This is a genomic window from Pseudoalteromonas sp. PSi26, assembly GCF_054960575.1.
Genome location: NZ_JBHNYT010000003.1, coordinates 1 through 18,806 on the forward strand (window position 1 = coordinate 1; position 18,806 = coordinate 18,806).

18 protein-coding genes are annotated in these 18,806 nt (G+C 40.2%); 13 read left to right on the forward strand and 5 right to left on the reverse strand.

Features of this window, described 5'->3' with window-relative positions:
* The first annotated feature begins 522 nt into the window (after positions 1-522).
* Entirely contained in the window at positions 523-1,989 is a 1,467-nt protein-coding gene (locus tag ACFI34_RS03820; protein WP_462672468.1) for an NAD(P)H-hydrate dehydratase, read from the forward strand.
* 11 nt (positions 1,990-2,000) lie between these two features.
* Here the strand turns inward: ACFI34_RS03820 and ACFI34_RS03825 are convergent, their stop codons facing one another.
* Both ACFI34_RS03825 and ACFI34_RS03830 read right to left on the reverse strand, forming a co-directional pair.
* Positions 2,001-2,465, reverse strand: a complete 465-nt coding sequence (locus ACFI34_RS03825) for a hypothetical protein (RefSeq protein WP_462672469.1) — start codon at positions 2,463-2,465, stop codon at positions 2,001-2,003.
* An 86-nt stretch (positions 2,466-2,551) separates the two neighbouring features.
* Positions 2,552-2,707, reverse strand: coding sequence for a hypothetical protein (locus ACFI34_RS03830; RefSeq protein ID WP_341615959.1), 156 nt, complete (start codon positions 2,705-2,707; stop codon positions 2,552-2,554).
* 842 nt (positions 2,708-3,549) lie between these two features.
* On the opposite strand from ACFI34_RS03830, the gene ACFI34_RS03835 reads away from it, so the two are divergent.
* Entirely contained in the window at positions 3,550-4,455 is a 906-nt protein-coding gene (locus ACFI34_RS03835) for an ABC transporter ATP-binding protein (RefSeq protein ID WP_462672470.1), read from the forward strand.
* Positions 4,455-5,987, forward strand: a complete 1,533-nt coding sequence (locus ACFI34_RS03840; RefSeq protein WP_462672471.1) for a hypothetical protein — start codon at positions 4,455-4,457, stop codon at positions 5,985-5,987. Before ACFI34_RS03835 ends, ACFI34_RS03840 begins: the two co-directional genes overlap by 1 nt.
* Positions 5,988-6,268: 281 nt before the next feature.
* On the opposite strand, the gene groL is transcribed toward ACFI34_RS03840, so the two are convergent.
* The 3 genes from groL to ACFI34_RS03855 form a co-directional block, all read right to left on the reverse strand.
* Complete coding sequence (gene groL / locus ACFI34_RS03845) at positions 6,269-7,918, reverse strand: chaperonin GroEL (protein WP_462672472.1); 1,650 nt, start codon at positions 7,916-7,918, stop codon at positions 6,269-6,271.
* A 49-nt stretch (positions 7,919-7,967) separates the two neighbouring features.
* Positions 7,968-8,255 (reverse strand): co-chaperone GroES, encoded by a 288-nt coding sequence (locus ACFI34_RS03850; protein WP_006791252.1) that lies wholly within the window; start codon positions 8,253-8,255, stop codon positions 7,968-7,970.
* Between the two features lie 110 nt (positions 8,256-8,365).
* Positions 8,366-8,842, reverse strand: a complete 477-nt coding sequence (locus ACFI34_RS03855) for an FxsA family protein (RefSeq protein ID WP_462672473.1) — start codon at positions 8,840-8,842, stop codon at positions 8,366-8,368.
* Positions 8,843-9,012: 170 nt separating this feature from the next.
* Between ACFI34_RS03855 and cutA the strand changes: the two genes are divergently transcribed.
* The 10 genes from cutA to hfq all read left to right on the forward strand — a co-directional run bounded on the left by cutA (position 9,013) and on the right by hfq (position 18,791).
* A complete protein-coding gene (cutA, locus tag ACFI34_RS03860) occupies positions 9,013-9,333 on the forward strand; it encodes a divalent-cation tolerance protein CutA (protein WP_058403829.1) in 321 nt (106 codons plus the stop codon).
* The gene (locus ACFI34_RS03865) at positions 9,333-11,123 is read left to right on the forward strand and encodes a protein-disulfide reductase DsbD (protein ID WP_462672474.1); all 1,791 of its coding nucleotides are present in this window, start codon (positions 9,333-9,335) and stop codon (positions 11,121-11,123) included. The genes cutA and ACFI34_RS03865 overlap by 1 nt, the downstream gene beginning before the upstream one ends.
* Before the next feature lie 229 nt (positions 11,124-11,352).
* Positions 11,353-11,805: a type II 3-dehydroquinate dehydratase gene (gene aroQ, locus ACFI34_RS03870; RefSeq protein WP_006791248.1), complete on the forward strand. Its 453-nt coding sequence runs from the start codon at positions 11,353-11,355 to the stop codon at positions 11,803-11,805.
* A 43-nt stretch (positions 11,806-11,848) separates the two neighbouring features.
* Positions 11,849-12,316: an acetyl-CoA carboxylase biotin carboxyl carrier protein gene (gene accB / locus ACFI34_RS03875; RefSeq protein WP_008128370.1), complete on the forward strand. Its 468-nt coding sequence runs from the start codon at positions 11,849-11,851 to the stop codon at positions 12,314-12,316.
* Between the two features lie 26 nt (positions 12,317-12,342).
* A complete protein-coding gene (accC, locus tag ACFI34_RS03880) occupies positions 12,343-13,683 on the forward strand; it encodes an acetyl-CoA carboxylase biotin carboxylase subunit (protein WP_058403826.1) in 1,341 nt (446 codons plus the stop codon).
* Positions 13,684-13,809: 126 nt separating this feature from the next.
* Positions 13,810-14,274 carry a tRNA (adenosine(37)-N6)-threonylcarbamoyltransferase complex ATPase subunit type 1 TsaE gene (tsaE, locus tag ACFI34_RS03885; protein ID WP_462672475.1) on the forward strand — a complete coding sequence of 155 codons (465 nt, stop codon included), beginning with the start codon at positions 13,810-13,812 and terminating at the stop codon, positions 14,272-14,274.
* A gap of 79 nt (positions 14,275-14,353) precedes the next feature.
* Positions 14,354-15,649, forward strand: a complete 1,296-nt coding sequence (locus ACFI34_RS03890) for an N-acetylmuramoyl-L-alanine amidase (protein WP_462672476.1) — start codon at positions 14,354-14,356, stop codon at positions 15,647-15,649.
* A gap of 36 nt (positions 15,650-15,685) precedes the next feature.
* Positions 15,686-17,518: a DNA mismatch repair endonuclease MutL gene (gene mutL / locus ACFI34_RS03895; RefSeq protein WP_462672477.1), complete on the forward strand. Its 1,833-nt coding sequence runs from the start codon at positions 15,686-15,688 to the stop codon at positions 17,516-17,518.
* 10 nt (positions 17,519-17,528) lie between these two features.
* Complete coding sequence (miaA, locus tag ACFI34_RS03900) at positions 17,529-18,446, forward strand: tRNA (adenosine(37)-N6)-dimethylallyltransferase MiaA (RefSeq protein ID WP_039038038.1); 918 nt, start codon at positions 17,529-17,531, stop codon at positions 18,444-18,446.
* A gap of 81 nt (positions 18,447-18,527) precedes the next feature.
* Positions 18,528-18,791, forward strand: a complete 264-nt coding sequence (gene hfq, locus ACFI34_RS03905) for an RNA chaperone Hfq (RefSeq protein ID WP_006791241.1) — start codon at positions 18,528-18,530, stop codon at positions 18,789-18,791.
* Positions 18,792-18,806: the final 15 nt, after the last annotated feature.

Genomic DNA, 18,806 nt, shown 5'->3' on the forward strand with positions numbered 1-18,806 from the left:
AGCAACTATCGTAGAGTAATAATTAACGTTTAAGTTAATTGTTAGAAAAAGGTCACTTAGGTGGCCTTTTTTAATGCCTGCAATTTGCCTCACGTGAAGGTGGCGCTCTTACCACAGGCGTAGATGCTTTGTAGCAACGCTCAACGAGTAATAGTTAACGTTTAAGTTAATTAATGCTAAAAAACCCGAGCTTAGTCTCGGGTTTTTTAATGCCTGCAATTTGCCTCACGTGAAGGTGGCGCTCTTACCTTAGGCGTAGGTGCTTTATAGCAACGTTCAATGAGTAATAGGTAACGTTTAAGTAAATTAATACTAAAAAAAACGAGCCGAGCTTAGTCTCGGGGTTTTTAACGCCTGAAGAAAAGTGATTAGTTTTCAGCTATCAGTTATCTGCCCCTGATAAATATGTGATCTATAATACGTCTTTAATAAACGAACTTCCCTCGACTAAAAAGCTCACAAAACTAGCCGCTGGAGATGTGTATTTGATAAGGTAGGGTGTCACTTATTAAAGGGGTCTTCATGCTAAATAAACTAATATTTACTGCAAAAGAAGTTAGGGATAACGAGGATCTGGCTTCTAAAAATAGCGATTGTGAGTTATTTACCCTCATGCAGCGCGCTGGGAACGCTGTGTTCAACGCTTGGCAAGACTTTAATGCATTACATACGTTAGTTGTTGTAGGTCATGGTAATAACGCTGGGGACGGTTATATTACGGCGAGCCTAATTAAACAGATGGGCAAGCAGGTAACTTTGTGTGCCGTTAATCCTGAACAAGCACTAACAGGAGATGCTGCAAAAGCGTTTAAGTTATGGCGTGATGAAGGCGGTGAAGTTAATGCTTATACGAGTGAGTTATTAAACCGAAGTGATTTAATTATAGATGCAATGCTAGGTACGGGGATCACAAGCTCGGTTCGCGATAATTTTGCTAAAATTATTAATGAAATTAATGCCTGTAATAAACCTGTATTGAGTATAGATGTGCCTTCAGGCATCAGCGCAGATACTGGCCAACCTTTAGATATTGCTATACAAGCAAGTAAAACAATAACCTTTGTAGGTATTAAGCAGGGGCTGACAACGGCTATAGGTAAACAGCATTGTGGGCAGTTAATATTTGACGATTTAAATATTGGGCCTGCTTTTTTTGAGCTAGCTACTTCAAGCGGCACACTTATAAATGTTAAGAGCTTTAAAAAGCTTGGTGCGCGCAGTGTAAATAGTCATAAAGGAACTCATGGCAAGTTACTTTGTGTAGGTGGTAATGAGGGTACGGCTGGCGCAATTAGATTAACCAGCGAGGCCGCACTTAGAGCAGGTGCGGGTATGGTAAAAGTGTATACACATTCAAGTTCTGTAGTGCCTGTAAGCATTGGTAGGCCAGAATTAATGGTAACCAGTACTAATCTAAAAGAAGCGCTTGAGTGGGCTAGCTGCGTAGTAATAGGGCCAGGTCTGGGGCAGGATGAATGGGCACAAAAAACCTTTGAGGAGGTTATATATTATTGCCAAACTAATAACATGCCACTGGTTATCGATGCCGATGCGCTAAATTTATTATCCAAGCAAGCCTCATCGTACACATTAAAGCTATGTGTACTTACACCGCACCCAGGAGAAGCATCCAAGCTATTAAGTAAAACTATTGTGGATGTTGAGTCAAATAGGTTTGAGAATGCTCGATTGTGTGCTAAGCGCTATAACGCTACTTGCGTATTAAAAGGAGCCGGAACATTAATTGATAATGCTGAGAATACGTGGGTGTGTGAAGACGGTAACGCAGCACTGGCCGTGGGTGGTAGTGGCGATGTACTCACTGGTATTATTGGCGCCTTACTGGCTCAAGGTTTAAATATTGATGAAGCAGCGCGATATGGCGTAACACTGCACGCTAAAGCCGGTGATATCGCCAGTGAGCGAGACGGGCAGCGAGGTATGCTACCCTCCGATTTATTTAGCATAGTGAGACAGCTGTTAAACTAACTTTCATTAGATTAGTGTTTAGTCACTTTGCTTAAAAGCTTGGTCAGTATGAGATCTTTTTCTGCCTGAAGGAGTTTATCTTCAGTCGCTGCTTTTTCAATATTGGCAATCATTTCCAAGCGTGTAATTTTTTCATAGGCGAGCTCATTTTCATTCAGCTCACTAACCAATACAGGTTTTACTACCCCAAAGTTAGGGTCCTCAATTTTATTAAAATCAAACTCTGCATCTAAATACTCACCGTAAGGTACGTTGTAAATAACAGCTATCCAGAGTTTTTTTTGATTTACATCGTGAGAGCCTAACCAGTGTGTTTTCGGAACTAAAATATCAGCCGAATAATAAATATCATCATAGAAAAAATCGCCATCAATTCTAAAGTAAGCGAGTGACTCACCTTTACTGCCGCTTAACTCAACAAAATCTTCTTTGCTTATCCCTATATAAGGGTTTTTAAATTTTTTACGTTGCTGCATTTAGTAATTAACTTCATAAATTATTAATAATAAATGTACAGCGTTTCGCAAGCACTTGTCTATTGTTAGCTAATAAACGTAATCATTTATTCTATTTCTTCATCCGGCGGGTCGCCTGAGTCTTCCTTACGTTTTCTTTGCTCTTGCTTCGCCTTTTGAACATTTTCGTAGGTAGGTGGCGGAATAGGCATCAGGGAAATAAGCGGAAAAAAAGCTAAAAATAAATATGCCCCTTTCGACATACTTTTACCCCAAGTAATCATTTTTAACAAAAGGCAAACTATTAAAAGCAGCAATGCAGATATTAGGGTTACAAGCACTGCGATGAAAGTAATTCCATTACTGTTAAGTATGTCCATGGTGTGGTTTTTTAATTTATACGTTATTACTATTTGGGGGTAAATTGAACAATAACAATAAAAAAGTACTAAAAAGTAAAAAACCAGCCGAGGCTGGGTTTTATATAAGCGAGGTGCTTAAACGGTGATGATTACATCATGCCGCCCATATAGAGTTTATCCACATGTTTTTATTAAATTCGTTACATGGGAAAATAAGTGATACCCCACTTTATACCCTATCACCTCGAAACCAAGGTTAACCGTCTGAATTGTAACAATTTTACTAGTTTATTTAGTGTGAATAACGTTTTATTCGGTTCCTAAGCAGTTCTAGCTAAGAAGTATATTCTTCTAAATAAATAGTCCGCTAATCTCATATTGCTGCCGGTCAAAAAGTTGTCTTGTGATGACCATTCAGTGCGCTTTAGTTTGTTTCACCGTATTCATTATTCCTAAAAAATGGACATTTAAAACGGCAACAACATGGCTTACTACATCGCCTTTACTCTTTTTCTTAAGATAATCAGTTTGGGCGGTTTAGTTAATTTCGGACTTAATTGATTGCTATGAGAAATGAATTTTATTTTGTTCATAACTTGTTCTTATTTCACCAATAGTTAGTTAAATTCACCATTTATTTTTATTACTTAAGTTGTGGTGTTTTTAATTCATTGAATTTAAAGGAGTTATTGGTGGCGTTATTTTTGCTTAGTAATTGAATCTTGATTTATAAGGGAAGTACAATGTTATTGGATATTCAATCACTTAACCATCAATATCAGAGTGGCAAAAAAACTAAGTTTGCAATCAAATCACTGTCGCTGCAAGTTGAGCCGGGAATTTTGGGCTTGTTAGGTCCAAATGGTGCAGGAAAATCTAGCCTGATGCGAATTCTTGCAACGATTACCAAACCAACCCAAGGAAACATCTTCTGGCAAGGGCAAGACATTATTAAGTCACCTCAAGTATTGAGGAACGAATTGGGCTACTTGCCACAGTATTTTGGCGTCTATGATCAGTTATCTGGTATCGAGTTTTTGCATTACATTGCTAGCTTAAAAGGATTAGATAAATCAACCGCAGATCACATAATTGAAGATTTACTTCATAAACTCAACCTAACGCATGCTGCGCATATGTCACTAAAGGGATATTCTGGCGGTATGAAACAGCGTATTGGTATTGCGCAGGCTCTACTTAATGATCCCAAGTTACTGATTATTGATGAACCAACCGTTGGCCTAGATCCACACGAACGTGCTAATTTTCGTCAGTTATTAACCGAGTTGGCAGGTGAACGTTGTATTCTATTCTCTACGCATATAGTGGCAGATGTTGAATCAATTGCCGATCGCATTGTGATTATGCACTCAGGCCATTTAATTCAATCAGAATCACCAAGTAAACTTCAAGATAAAGTCGCCAATAAATGCTGGCAACTAACGGTCAATTTCAGTGAACTTAAACATATCCAGCATGAATTCATTGTAAGCCATAGCGTGCGAAAAGAATCTAAGGTTGAACTAAATATTGTTGCTGACTTCTGCCCTGATGCAAGAGCCATTTCAAGACCACCGACTCTAGAAGATGCTTACCTTTATTTTACCAGCAACCGACAAGTTCAAACTGCCTATGCGAGGGCAAGTTAATGACTCAAGTATGGCAATGCATCACTGCTGATTTTAAACAACGAACCCGCCAGCAAAGCTTTGTAGTAACACTGCTGGCGATGTCGGTATTAACATTACTTTTTTTCCCTTCCCCTGATGCCCATTATCAAACGCTAGTGATTAATGGTTATCGTGGCATCTACAATAGCGCTTGGCTTGGTGTATGCCTAGCGATGTTGAACGTTTTATTTTTACCGATTATCTGTTTTTATCTGGTCAAAAATGCGCTTGAATTAGACCGACAATCAATGACGGGAGAGCTCATCGCAGCCACTCCTATTAGTAAACTGACTTTTTTATTAGCCAAATGGTGCACGAGTGTACTTATTTTGGTTTCTATTGTGCTGGTTATGCTACTGAGTAGTATTTTGATTCAGATTTATTATGGTGAAAGTTATCAAATAAATCTTTGGGCGTTGATATGGCCTCAGGTAGTTTTTGTCTTGCCAATACTATTAACAATTGCCGCTATCGCGATAATGTTTGAGTCAATTGAATGGCTTAAAGGCGGGTTAGGCAACGTCGTTTATTTTTTCTTATGGATTGGCTCCATTGTTCAAACCATTGAAAGCGTGTCTGGGATTGGAGCATTACTCGATCATTTAGATGCAGAAGTTGCCGAACGTTTTCCATTACAGCAAGGTGATACAAATATAGGGGTAAGTATCACTAATGCAGCAGATGAGATAAACACTTTCGTTTGGCAAGGAATAGAGCCGACAATAGCCAGCCTATGGGGTGCCCTGCCTTTACTTTTTATTTGTCTTACTTGTTTAGCATTAGCGTTTATATTTTTTGACCGTTTTAGCAAAAATTCAACACCTGAAAATAAGCAATCTTCATGGTTGAATTTCACCTTAAAAGCTAGAGTGACTGACCTACTTGATATTTTCTTTGTTGCTTTAACCAAGCATTTTTCTTTTACTCGCTTATTACGATTAGAGTTAAAATTAATACTCAAAGGTCATTCAGTGTATTGGTTTATCGGTTTGCTGGTGTTAAATATTTTTCAATTGTTTATCAGTCAAGATTTGCTTGTTAGCCTTGTTTTACCTATTTCGTGGTTATGGTGTGTTTTGGTGATCTCTCAACTAGGGCAATTAGAAAAACAAGCGAATACTGTAGAGTTAGTTACTTACAGTAAACAATCATCTATTTTACAAAGCTTGGCCTGCTATTGTGCCGCTTCGATATTATTAGTCTTAGCAAGCATGGGCAGCGTTATCCGCTTTACTGGAAGTGCTGAGTGGTTGTTACTCGTCCAATTGATTATCGCCATTTCATTTACCGTATCGCTAGCCTATTTCTGTGGCGCGTTTACTGGAACAAAACGGATGTTTGAAGTGCTTTATCCTGCACTTTGGTACATAGGACCAATTCAAACAGCATTATATGTCGATTTTTTTGGTGTTAATAGCCAAGCAAGTTGGCAGGCCGGAGTTCCTTATTATTTTGTAGCTATTTCAATAAGCTTACTCATGTTAACGGTTAGTGCCAAAAGCACACGTTAATCTATGTATATAGTAGGGTTCGTTGTAGATCTCTTGCTTGCATTTGATACGTTGAATTGTTTGATAAGCCAATAACAGTCCTTTATAGGAAAGTTGCTAACGGCAGTGATGAGTTGAGAAGCAGGTAATAGGTTTGACTGGAAGATAGCTTTCGCTTTGTTCACAATTAATACATATCAAAACTGTTATTAGATATTCATAAATAGCTAATAAAAAAGCCCAAATATTGCTATTAGGGCTTTCAAAAATTTTAGTAGATTAAGCGGTAATAGAAAAATCTATTACATCATGCCGCCCATGCCACCCATTCCGCCCATGCCACCCATATCAGGGGCACCAGCAGCTTCTTCTTTAGGGATTTCAGCAACCATTGCTTCAGTTGTGATCATTAGACCCGCAATAGACCCTGCAAATTGTAGTGCAGAGCGCGTTACTTTAGTTGGATCTAGGATACCCATTTCAATCATGTCATTGTATTCGCCAGTTGCTGCGTTGTAACCGTAGTTACCTTCGCCACCTTTAACAGCGTTAATAACAACAGATGCTTCGTCACCCGCGTTAGTTACGATTTGACGAAGAGGTGCTTCCATCGCACGAAGGGCAACTTTAACACCGTGGTTTTGATCTTCGTTATCGCCAAGTAGTTCAACTAGCTTGCTAGCTGCCCGTACTAGAGCAACACCGCCACCCGGTACTACGCCTTCTTCAACCGCTGCACGAGTTGCATGTAATGCATCTTCAACACGGTCTTTTTTCTCTTTCATTTCAATTTCAGTTGCTGCGCCTACTTTAATTACTGCAACACCGCCGGCAAGTTTAGCCATACGCTCTTGTAGTTTTTCTTTATCGTAGTCTGATGTTGCTTCTTCAATTTGTGCTTTAATTTGAGAAACACGACCGGTAATGCCTTCTTCTTCGCCAGCACCATCGATGATAGTTGTATCGTCTTTAGTGATAACAACGCGCTTAGCTGTACCTAGGTCTTCAACTGTTGCTTTTTCAAGCTCAAGGCCAATTTCTTCAGAAATAACAGTACCGCCAGTTAATACGGCGATATCTTGTAACATCGCTTTACGACGGTCGCCAAAACCAGGAGCTTTAACCGCTGATACCTTAACAATGCCGCGCATGTTGTTAACTACAAGCGTTGCAAGTGCTTCGCCTTCAAGATCTTCAGCAATGATTAATAGTGGCTTGCTTGCTTTAGCAACGGCTTCTAATGTAGGTAGTAGCTCACGAATGTTAGATACTTTTTTATCTACAAGTAGAATAAATGGGTTATCTAATTCAACTGCGCCTTTTTCAGCGTTGTTAATGAAGTAAGGAGATAGGTAACCACGGTCAAACTGCATGCCTTCTACAACATCTAGTTCGTTCTCTAGTGATTGACCTTCTTCAACAGTAATAACACCTGTATTACGGCCTACTTTTTCCATTGCTTGTGCAATGATGTCGCCAATTTCTTTATCAGAGTTAGCTGAAATAGTACCTACTTGAGCAATAGCTTTAGTATCAGCACAAGGAACAGAAAGCGCCTTAAGCTCTGCAACAGCAGCAATGATTGCTTTGTCAATACCGCGCTTAAGGTCCATTGGGTTCATGCCTGCAGCAACTGCTTTAAGGCCTTCATTAACAATAGATTGTGCAAGTACTGTAGCGGTAGTTGTACCATCGCCAGCTGCATCATTTGCTTTAGATGCAACTTCTTTAACCATTTGCGCGCCCATGTTTTCAAACTTGTCTTCAAGTTCGATTTCTTTTGCTACAGATACACCATCTTTAGTGATCACTGGAGAGCCAAACGATTTGTCTAGTACAACGTTACGGCCTTTAGGGCCTAATGTAACTTTAACTGCGTTTGCTAGAATGTTTACGCCAGTTAGCATTTTAGCGCGTGCGTCACCTGCAAAAAGTACTTCTTTAGCTGCCATGTTTTAAATTCCTCTAAATTCTTAAATGTTTGTTAAACGAAAAGTAGGCTTAGCCTACAATGCCTAAAATGTTGTCTTCACGCATGATCAGGTACTCTTGACCTTCGATCTTTTCAGTTTTCTCAACATATGAGCCAAATAACACAGTGTCACCGGCTTTTACTTCTAAAGCTCTAACGTCACCGTTATCTAAAATACGACCATTACCTACGGCTACTACTTCTCCGCGAGTTGATTTTTCAGCTGCAGAGCCAGTTAATACAATACCGCCAGCAGATTTTGTTTCTTCTTCTAGACGTTTAACGATTACGCGATCTTGTAAAGGACGAATGTTCATGTTTTTTAGTTCTCCTAACAGTTTCTGAACAGTACAGAAAAAAGCTTTTCTAATTTGCATTCATTAATGGGGGTAGAGTGAAAAATTCCAAGAGAAAAAATGATAATTTTTTAATCTTTTCGTTCAAACTCACCATCAATGGTTGTTGGTTGTTCGGTTTGTTGCTGGTCACGCATTGAATGCGGTTGTTGAGCGTATGGGGAAGGACCTTGTTGCATACCTGCACTCATTCTCACAGTTGCCTGACTTGCAAGGCCTGCAGCAAATTTATTACGAATTGCAGGGGTTAATAAAAGTAAACCAAAAACGTCAGTCATGATGCCTGGCGTTAACAATAGTACACCGGCAATAATTACGCATATTCCCGTGAATAATTCTTTAGCAGGCATCTGGCCTTGCGCCATTTGCGTTTGCGCATTTTGAAGCGCGCCCATACCTTGTTGTTTCACCATCTTAGCGCCTAAAATTGCGGTAATAACCACTAATGCAATCGTCGCTACACCCCCTATTACGTCGCTTACTTGAATTAACAAGGCGATTTCGATAATAGGAATGATAATAAACAACACAAATAAAAATCTAAACATAATGCTCTCTAAATAAGGTACTCGTAAGAGTTGATGAAATATAAGTGAGGGTTAATGGGTCTCTTTTCAAGGTTCATGCGTAGGTAGTGTCATTTAACTGGATTTCTACACATTGGCTTACCTATCAGATACTATGAAGCTAGACATCGTTCAACAAGTAAAGGTTCATAATGAATACACAATTTAAATTAATTTTTACTACCTGTAAAAACGAAGCTGAAGCACGCATGCTTGGCAAAGCCTTGGTAGAAAAAAAGCTGGCTGCGTGTGTCAATATTTTACCCGAAATGTCTTCTATTTATATGTGGGAGGGTGAGGTAAAAGAAATGACAGAAGTTAAAATGCTAGTTAAAACCAAAACAGAGAAAATGAACGATGTGTTTTTAACTATAAAAGCGATGCATAGCTACGAAGTACCCGAGATACAAGTTATTGACATAACAACCGGAAACTTGGCCTATTTTAACTGGATGGATGAGGTATTACATTAATGCGCTTTTTGTTTTTGCTATTAGTGACATTATTAATAGCCCCTGCAAAGGCTACATCAAATAATGTGCTTAACGATTTATTAGCGCCCACGCAGCAAACCTTTTTACCGGTAACACAAGCGTTTGAGTTTGACTTTGATCAGCAAGGCCGCACCTTGTTTATAGGGTGGGATATTGCGCCAGGTTACTATTTATATAAGCAAAAAATAGAGATACTCGCTAAAGATGCCAGCATTGATGTAGGAAGCTTAGGTGATGGCGAGATTATCGAAGATGAATTTTTTGGTAAAACAGAGGTATTTTTTCAAAGCGTTAGTATCATCAGTAAGCTGAGTGACGTGAATGAAGGCGCCGTAGTCAAAGTGCGTTATCAAGGCTGTGCTGAGGCTGGGCTCTGTTACCCGCCTGAAGTTATAACAATTCCATTGAGTGTTATTGCGGGTGAGCAACTGCAAAGTGCAACACCGTCTAGTACCGCAAGCGCATTAACCGACTCAACATCGCAATCGGATGCTGCTACCACTAAAAAAGCTCTTTCTTTTACTGAGCAACTGGCAAGTCAAAGTTTAGCTATTAACTTATTAGTATTTTTTGCAGTGGGTGTGGGGCTTGCTTTTACACCATGTGTGTTCCCGATGTTTCCTATTTTGTCGAGCTTAATTGCCGGGCAACAAAATTTATCAACTAAAAAAGCCTTTGCACTTTCGTTCGTATACATACAAGGCATGGCGGTAACTTATGCAGCATTAGGGTTAGTTGTTGCAGCATTAGGTGGACAAGTACAAGGGTATTTACAGCACCCCTATGTACTTATTAGCTTTAGCTTATTATTTGTATTACTGGCTATGTCGATGTTTGGGTGGTACGAAATAAAACTCCCTAGCAGTGTGATGAATAAACTCACGCAGGTAAGTAATAATCAAAAAGGTGGCAACTATGTTGGTGTATTTTTGATGGGGGTATTGTCCGGTTTAATTGCATCACCTTGTACTACGGCACCGCTATCAGCCGCTTTATTATACGTTGCGCAAAGTGGTGACTACTTAGTGGGCGGCTTAACGTTGTATGTATTGAGTTTAGGGATGGGGCTACCTTTATTATTGCTTGGTACATCGGGTGGTAAATTGCTACCTAAAGCAGGCGGTTGGATGGAGCAAGTTAAAACCTTATTTGGCTTTGTAATGTTGGTCGTTCCGCTAATATTGTTAGAGCGTTTGATAAGCGCCAACATTATATTACTTATGGTAGGTATATTGGCGTTAGCTGCTGCTTTGTACTTACACCATTGGCAAAGTAATCAGCAGCAAAGTAAATTAAAAACAGGTTTATGGTTTGCAGCCATGTTGTTGGTATTTACTGGATTTAGTTTAGCTAAAGACTATTTTTGGCCTGTACAAGTCCAAGTAAACTCACAAAAAAACGAGTTTAAACACGTTGCCAATTTAGCCGAACTAAAAGTCGCGGTCGATGATGCCAATAAACAAGGTCGACTTGTTATGGTCGATTTATACGCCGATTGGTGTGTTGCGTGTAAAGAGTTTGAACATTACACTTTTCCCGATGAAAATGTGCAAAAGGAGTTTAGTCATTATCAGTTAATTCAAATCGATTTAACTGAAAGTGATAGTAAAACTATTGAGCTAATGGAAGAGTATGACGTGTTCGGGTTACCGAGTATTTTGTTTTTTAACACTCAAGGGCAAGAGCTAAGCACGTTGCGAGTGACAGGCTTTTTAAATGCTGAGGATTTTGCTAAACACCTTGCTACAGTGCGTGCCAGCGCACAATAATAGTGCAATAAAGCCACTTAAGTTTACTAAGTGGCTTTGTCATTTATACCTTTCAAAATGTACCTAAAACAGTGATTAGACCAGTATTTTGCTGTTATTTACCTCGAAATCACTATAATACCCAGCTAACGTGAGAAAATGTTGCAATTTAGCTTTTTTATGCTTAGTTTAAAGTTAAAAAATAGCTAGCAATGGCTTAACTCATTACTTAGAGGGTATATCGCGTATTATGGCTGCAAAATTAAAGATTTTAGTTGTTAATGGTCCAAATTTAAACATGCTAGGAAAGCGCGAGCCAGAAAAATACGGTACGCAAACACTTAGCGAGATTATGAGCGAACTAACAAATACCGCTAATAGTCTGAATGTTGAACTTACGCACTTTCAAAGTAATGGTGAGCAAGCGCTCATAGAACGAATTCATAATGCTTGGCAAGCGGTTGATTGTATCATTATTAACCCCGCAGCATTTACGCATACAAGCGTTGCATTACGTGATGCATTGTTAAGTGTTGATATTCCGTTTTATGAGGTGCACTTGAGCAATGTGCACGCACGTGAAGCTTTTCGCCATCATTCTTATTTTTCAGATGTGGCACAAGGCGTTATATGTGGATTAGGTGCAATGGGTTACCACGCAGCATTAAATGCAGCGGTTAACCGGTCGCAAAACGCAATTTAATTTAAAAATTAACACACTAACAAACTAACAGGCGGGTCGTGTAATGGATATTCGCAAGATAAAAAAACTTATCGAATTAGTAGAAGAATCGGGCATTGCGGAACTAGAAATCACTGAAGGTGAAGAGTCGGTACGCATAAACCGTAACAACATGAGTGCGGGTCCAGCTTACCCACAATTTGCACCACAACAATATGCACCGGCTCCTGCACAGCAAGCGCCAGCCCCTGCAGCCCCTGTAGCAGTTGAAGCAGAAGCTGCGCCTGCTGCACCAACGGGTCATCAAGTTAAATCACCTATGGTTGGTTCATTTTACTCAGCATCTTCTCCAGAGGCACCTGCTTACGTAGAAGTAGGCTCTAAAGTTAATGTAGGCGATACACTGTGTATCATTGAAGCCATGAAAATGATGAACCAAATTGAAGCTGATAAAGCGGGTACTGTACGCGCAATTTTAGCTGAAAACGGCGAGCCAATTGAATTTGACCAACCTCTATTCATCATTGACTAATAGCATAACGTAAAAGGCCAACTCTAATGTTAGATAAAGTAGTCATAGCAAACCGAGGTGAAATAGCACTTCGTATATTGCGCGCCTGCAAAGAGCTTGGGATCAAAACGGTTGCTGTTCATTCAACGGCGGATCGCGATCTTAAGCATGTATTGCTTGCAGATGAAACCATCTGTATTGGTAAGCCATCAGCAACAGAAAGTTATTTAGATATACCGCGCATTATTGCTGCGGCCGAAATAACTGATGCGGTAGCGATTCACCCAGGTTATGGTTTTCTTGCAGAAAACGCAGACTTTGCAGACCAAGTTGAGCAAAGTGGTTTTGTATTTATTGGACCAAAAGGCGACACAATTCGCCTAATGGGCGATAAAGTATCTGCTATTGCCGCAATGCGTAAAGCCGGCGTTCCATGTGTACCGGGTTCTGATGGCCCTGTAACAGACGATAACGAACGTAACATGCAAATTGCTAAGCGCATTGGTTATCCGGTTATTATTAAAGCCGCTGGTGGCGGTGGTGGCCGTGGTATGCGTGTAGTGCGTAATGAAGCTGAATTAGTAAATTCAATTTCGTTAACGCAGCAAGAAGCTAAACAGTTTTTTGGTAACGGTATGGTTTACATGGAGAAATACCTTGAAAACCCACGTCATATCGAAGTACAAGTACTAGCCGACGGACAAGGTAATGCAGTTCACTTAGGTGAGCGTGACTGTTCAATGCAGCGTCGTCATCAAAAGGTTGTTGAAGAGGCTCCTGCACCAGGCATAACAGCTGAAACACGTAAGTTTATTGGCGAGCGTTGTACACGTGCATGTATTGAAATTGGTTACCGCGGTGCGGGTACGTTTGAGTTTTTATACGAAAACGGCGAGTTTTATTTCATTGAAATGAATACCCGTATTCAGGTTGAGCATCCAGTAACAGAAATGGTTACAGGTATCGACTTAATCAAAGAGCAGCTAAAAATAGCAGCGGGTCAGCCATTATCGTTCACGCAAGACGACGTCGTTATTCGTGGCCATGCCATTGAGTGTCGAATTAATGCTGAAGACCCTGAAACGTTTATCCCGTCACCGGGTAAAATTACACGTTTTCACCCAGCTGGTGGGTTAGGTATTCGTTGGGACAGCCATATTTATGCTGACTACACTGTACCACCTCACTATGATTCGATGATTGGCAAGCTAATTACTTACGGCGAAAACCGTGATGTGGCTATTGCCCGTGCACGCAATGCACTAAACGAATTGGTAATCGATGGGATTAAAACAAACACGCCTTTGCATAAGCGTATTCTTGCAGATGAGAATTTTCAAAATGGTGGAACTAATATTCACTACCTTGAGAAAAAGTTAGGTTTGTAATCTTCCTAAAATATAAAAACCGGCTTAGGCCGGTTTTTTTATGCCTGAAACTTCAATTTATCGCCATAAAAAAATAATCTGGTATGATTAGCCAATATGCGCTTTTAAGTTAATTTTGAGGTAGTAATGGCCCGTAGTTTTGAATCTCATTTAAATGATGAACTTGCAACTGTTGCAATGGGTAACCAAGTAGCAGCGATTATTGAGCAAGGTGCTGTGATTTATTTACATGGTGATTTAGGCGCTGGTAAAACAACGTTTACACGTGGTGTAGTGCAAGGCTTTGGCCATACAGGCAAAGTTAAGAGTCCAACTTATACACTGGTTGAACCTTACGAACTTGAGCGTGCTAACGTGTATCACTTTGACTTGTATCGTTTAGGTGATCCAGAAGAACTCGAATTTATGGGAATACGCGATTATTTTTCACCACAGGCTATTTGTGTTGTAGAGTGGCCGGAAAAGGGGGGGGAATTTATTCCTGTGCCTGATTTAGATATAACGCTAAGCTATGTAGGTGACGAGCGTAAAATTGTAATCAAAAGTACCAGTGAACGTGGTGCAGCAATTGTCGATAAACTAAAAAAATAAATAATAAAATAGTGAAGGCAGTAATTATCAAATGAATCGAGGCGCGGTTAAACTCTCAGTTTCTCTTATGGTTTTTATCATGAGCTTTTCTTTGTGGGCACAAAACACGATAAATAGTGTGCGTGTGTGGCCATCTCCGGATAGTACACGTGTTGTATTTGATTTAGACGATAAACCCGATTTTAGTTATTTTATGCTAAAAAACCCAAGCCGCTTAGTGGTTGACCTAGAAAACACCAAAGAGCTTAAAGTACTACCCGGTGTGCCACCTAAGCACCAAATTGTTAGCAAACTACGTTACTCAAAGCCCAAAAATAAGCAAAGCGTTCGTTTAGTATTTGAGCTAAACGCACCCGTAAAACCAGTGCTATTTGCGCTTGCGCCTACTGGGCCATACAAAAATAGGCTTGTGGTCGATTTATATAATAAAAGTGAACCTGAACCAGTGGCTTCACCTGCACAAAAAGCGGCTAAAAAACGTCAACTTAGCCAAGAACGCGATATCGTAATTGCTATCGATGCAGGGCATGGCGGTGAGGACCCTGGCTCAATAGGGCCATCAGGCACGTATGAAAAAACGGTCACGTTGCAAATAGCTAAGCGTCTTGAGCGAATGATAGACGCTGAGCGGGGCATGATTTCGCGTATGGTACGAAGTGGCGATTACTTTGTAAAACTTAATACGAGAACAAACAGAGCACGAGAGAAAAAAGCCGACTTCTTTGTGTCTATTCACGCTGATGCATTTACAAGCCCTGGTCCCAATGGGGCATCGGTATGGGTACTGTCATTACGAAGAGCTAATTCTGAAATCGGTAAATGGATAGAAGATAAAGAAAAGCATTCCGAGTTACTGGGCGGTGCAGCCGATGTAATGAAGGATGCGGCTAACGAAAAATACTTAGCGCAAGCATTGCTTGATATGTCGATGGATCATTCAATGAAAACCGGCTTAAACGTTGCTGAAGAAGTAGTTAAAGAGCTACGAAAAGTTGCAAAGCTTCATAAAAAAGACCCGCAACATGCTAGCCTTGCGGTTCTTAAGTCGCCAGATATCCCCTCAATTTTGGTCGAAACGGGGTTTATATCTAACCCGCGAGAAGAAAAATTATTGAAAAGTGCAAATCATCAAGAGCGTTTAGCCAAGGCTATGTTCACTTCAATTAAAAATTACTATTTGAAAAATCCACCAGATGATTCGTTGTTTGCAAAATTAAAGTCTCAATACCCTACAAAACATAAAGTACGCCCAGGTGAATCTTTAAGTATGTTGGCAAGCCGTTATGGGGTCAGCATAAGTAAAATAAAAAAAGTAAATAAACTAAATTCAAACACGCTTTTTATTGGTCAAGAGCTCGACATACCACAAAGTTAATTACATAAATCTGCATGCAGTTTGCTAGGAAATATCATGAATATTGAAATACTACCTGCTCGTTTAGCCAACCAGATTGCCGCAGGTGAAGTGGTTGAGCGTCCAGCGTCGGTAGTAAAAGAGCTTGTTGAAAATAGCCTAGATGCTGGCGCTACTCGTATTCAAATAGAGATAGAGCGTGGTGGTCATAAGCTTATTCGTATTCGTGATAATGGCTCGGGTATAGGTAAAGAAGAGCTCACACTTGCGCTTTCTCGCCATGCGACAAGTAAGTTAAAGTCGCTTGATGATTTAGAAAATATTTGTTCACTAGGTTTTAGGGGCGAGGCATTAGCTTCAATTAGCTCAGTATCGCGATTAACCCTCAGCTCCAAACCAAAGACTCAAGACGCTGCTTGGCAAGCATTTGCAGAAGGCCGTGATATGGCTGTGCAAGTTAAGCCGGTTGCTCACCCTGATGGCACCACCATTGAGGTTAAAGATCTATTTTTTAATACCCCTGCACGGCGCAAATTTTTACGTACCGAAAAAACAGAGTTTACCCATATTGATGAGCTCATTAAGCGCATAGCGCTTAGCCGGTTTGATGTATCGATTACGCTGACTCATAACGAAAAAGTAGTTAGGCAATACCGCGCCAAAACAGATCCCGCTCACGCCATAACTCGCGTTGCACAAGTTGCAGGTAAGGCGTTTGCAGAGCAAGGACTTCATATTCAATCAGGGGAAGCAGGGCTTCAACTACATGGCTGGGTTTTACCGGTAGGCTCTGTAAATACAACGCAGTACACGTATGTAAATAATCGTATGATGCGCGATAAGCTCATTTTACACGCTATTCGTCAGGCATTTGAAGAAGTTAGTGGGGTACAAGAGCTACCAGGGTTTGTAATTTATATTGATATTGACCCACGCCAAGTTGATGTAAATGTACACCCAGCAAAGCATGAAGTACGTTTTCATCAAGGTCGCTTAGTACACGACTTTATTTTACAAGCGATTAAGCAAGTTGTGGTGCCATTACAGGGTGAGTTTAACAATGAAGCGGTAACGACAGCTGATGATCATTTACCTGCATTTACTCATGCCATGCATCCGTCGACATCTAAAAATGAGACTAGCGGCGGTTACGATTATCCTAAATCTCAGTTACAACCAAATTACTCAGGTAGTTCAAGTTCAACTGGTGCAAAAAGTAGTGGTGGTGAATACAGAGCAACATCAAGTGCAAACCATCAAGACGTGAATGCGTTTTATCAAGGAGTGAGTGAACAACATGCTGCTCACTTTGATGTCGTGGCGCAAACCACTCAGCAAGATTCATCAGTACCGGAACAAAGTGCTGTGAGTATGGTGTCTATTATTAGTTTGCATGATGGAAACTGTGTCTTTAGTGCGCAGCAGCAGCTATTTTGCTCACATTTTAAATACGCCATAGTTGATGATTGGCATGAGCAAATTAAAGAGCAAGGTAGCCTTGAAGGTAAAGCATTGTTATTACCTGTAAGGGTTAATTTATCAAAAGAAGACTGTTTGCTAATCGAAGGGCAGCAATCGTGGTTCACGCTGCTTGGCTTTGAATTGATGATAGAGAAGCAGTTTGTCATGGTTAAAAAGCTGCCATCATGTTTGTATTTACTTGATGTAAGTAATGCTGTTAACGAGTTACTAAGCGCCTGTAAAAGGCAGCTTGAAAACATAGAAGATTGGTTAAAATGGCAGGCCGAATGTATACCGCCGCGCTTTTATGCTAGCAACGTATTTATAACTCAACAAATGCGCTTACAAAATAATCCGCAAACTATTGAACGCTTGCGTGAAAAAGCAGTTAAAATAGAGCTAAGTCAGTATATAGCGCAATTAAATTAGGGTGTTCGTGTTGAGTCAATTACCAGTTATATTTTTAATGGGTCCCACTGCTGCAGGTAAAACAGCATTGGCTATTTCTTTGTGCGAGCATTTAAATACAGAGATAATCAGCGTCGATTCAGCATTAGTGTATAAAGGTATGGATATTGGCACTGCAAAACCTGATTCAGAAGAATTGGCTCGCGCTCCACATCATCTTATTGATCTGCTTGACCCGAGTGAAACGTATTCTGTTGCAGATTTTAGACGTGATGCAATAAAAAAAATTGATGAATTTCATCAACAAGGTAAAGTACCTGTATTAGTTGGAGGTACAATGCTGTACTTCAAGGCACTTATTGACGGTTTATCGCCTCTGCCTGAGGCAGACCCAGCTATAAGAGCTCAACTTGAAGCAGAGGCTAGTGAGTTTGGCTGGCCACACTTGTATCAAGAACTCGTAAAAATAGATCCACAAGCGGCACAAAAAATGAGTGAAAACGACTCGCAAAGAATTAACCGTGCGCTGGAGGTATATCGATTAACCGGTAAAACAATGACTGAACTGCAAAAGCAAAAGCAGCCACCTTTACCGTATACTTTTCATCAATTTGCCATTGCGCCGCAAGAGCGAAGTGAATTACATCAACGAATTGAAGAAAGGTTTAAAATAATGATAGAACAGGGGTTTGAAAATGAAGTTTCGGCCTTATATCTACGTAAAGATTTACATCACAATATGCCTTCTATTCGTTGTGTGGGCTATAGACAGATGTGGGATTACCTTGCGGGTGAAGTAAGTCATGATGAAATGGTGTTTCGAGGTATCGCAGCAACCCGGCAATTGGCTAAGCGTCAATTAACTTGGTTGAGAAGTTGGCCTGATGTTACTTGGTTAACAACCGGCGATGAAGAAAACTTGCATCATGTAGTAAGTTCGCTAAGCTAGTAGTAGTTGGATATGATTTAGCTTTATTAAATGAGTTCAGCCACTTAATTATAATAACACCTAGAACGAAGGAAGAATAACATGGCAAAAGGCCAATCGTTACAAGACCCATTTTTGAATGCACTACGTCGTGAGCGCATTCCGGTATCAATCTTTTTGGTTAATGGCATAAAATTACAAGGTAAAATTCAGTCATTTGATCAATTTGTTATTTTACTTGAAAACACGGTAAACCAAATGGTTTACAAACACGCAATTTCAACAGTTGTACCTGCTCGCGCAGTCAACTTCCAAGGTGTTCAAGGGAGCGATGACACTGAAGAACCAGAAGCTGGAAACTTTTAATTAGGAGCGTAATGC

Coding starts and splice junctions, on each gene's coding strand:
- ACFI34_RS03825 (WP_462672469.1), bottom strand. CDS start 2,465: ATGCAGCAACGTAAAAAATTTAAAAACCCTTATATAGGGATAAGCAAA.
- ACFI34_RS03855 (WP_462672473.1), bottom strand. CDS start 8,842: ATGTTTAGATTTTTATTTGTGTTGTTTATTATCATTCCTATTATCGAA.
- ACFI34_RS03850 (WP_006791252.1), bottom strand. CDS start 8,255: ATGAACATTCGTCCTTTACAAGATCGCGTAATCGTTAAACGTCTAGAA.
- ACFI34_RS03830 (WP_341615959.1), bottom strand. CDS start 2,707: ATGTCGAAAGGGGCATATTTATTTTTAGCTTTTTTTCCGCTTATTTCC.
- ACFI34_RS03840 (WP_462672471.1), top strand. CDS start 4,455: ATGACTCAAGTATGGCAATGCATCACTGCTGATTTTAAACAACGAACC.
- ACFI34_RS03890 (WP_462672476.1), top strand. CDS start 14,354: ATGAGCTTTTCTTTGTGGGCACAAAACACGATAAATAGTGTGCGTGTG.
- tsaE (WP_462672475.1), top strand. CDS start 13,810: ATGGCCCGTAGTTTTGAATCTCATTTAAATGATGAACTTGCAACTGTT.
- ACFI34_RS03820 (WP_462672468.1), top strand. CDS start 523: ATGCTAAATAAACTAATATTTACTGCAAAAGAAGTTAGGGATAACGAG.
- groL (WP_462672472.1), bottom strand. CDS start 7,918: ATGGCAGCTAAAGAAGTACTTTTTGCAGGTGACGCACGCGCTAAAATG.
- hfq (WP_006791241.1), top strand. CDS start 18,528: ATGGCAAAAGGCCAATCGTTACAAGACCCATTTTTGAATGCACTACGT.
- ACFI34_RS03865 (WP_462672474.1), top strand. CDS start 9,333: ATGCGCTTTTTGTTTTTGCTATTAGTGACATTATTAATAGCCCCTGCA.
- mutL (WP_462672477.1), top strand. CDS start 15,686: ATGAATATTGAAATACTACCTGCTCGTTTAGCCAACCAGATTGCCGCA.
- cutA (WP_058403829.1), top strand. CDS start 9,013: ATGAATACACAATTTAAATTAATTTTTACTACCTGTAAAAACGAAGCT.
- ACFI34_RS03835 (WP_462672470.1), top strand. CDS start 3,550: ATGTTATTGGATATTCAATCACTTAACCATCAATATCAGAGTGGCAAA.
- aroQ (WP_006791248.1), top strand. CDS start 11,353: ATGGCTGCAAAATTAAAGATTTTAGTTGTTAATGGTCCAAATTTAAAC.
- accC (WP_058403826.1), top strand. CDS start 12,343: ATGTTAGATAAAGTAGTCATAGCAAACCGAGGTGAAATAGCACTTCGT.
- accB (WP_008128370.1), top strand. CDS start 11,849: ATGGATATTCGCAAGATAAAAAAACTTATCGAATTAGTAGAAGAATCG.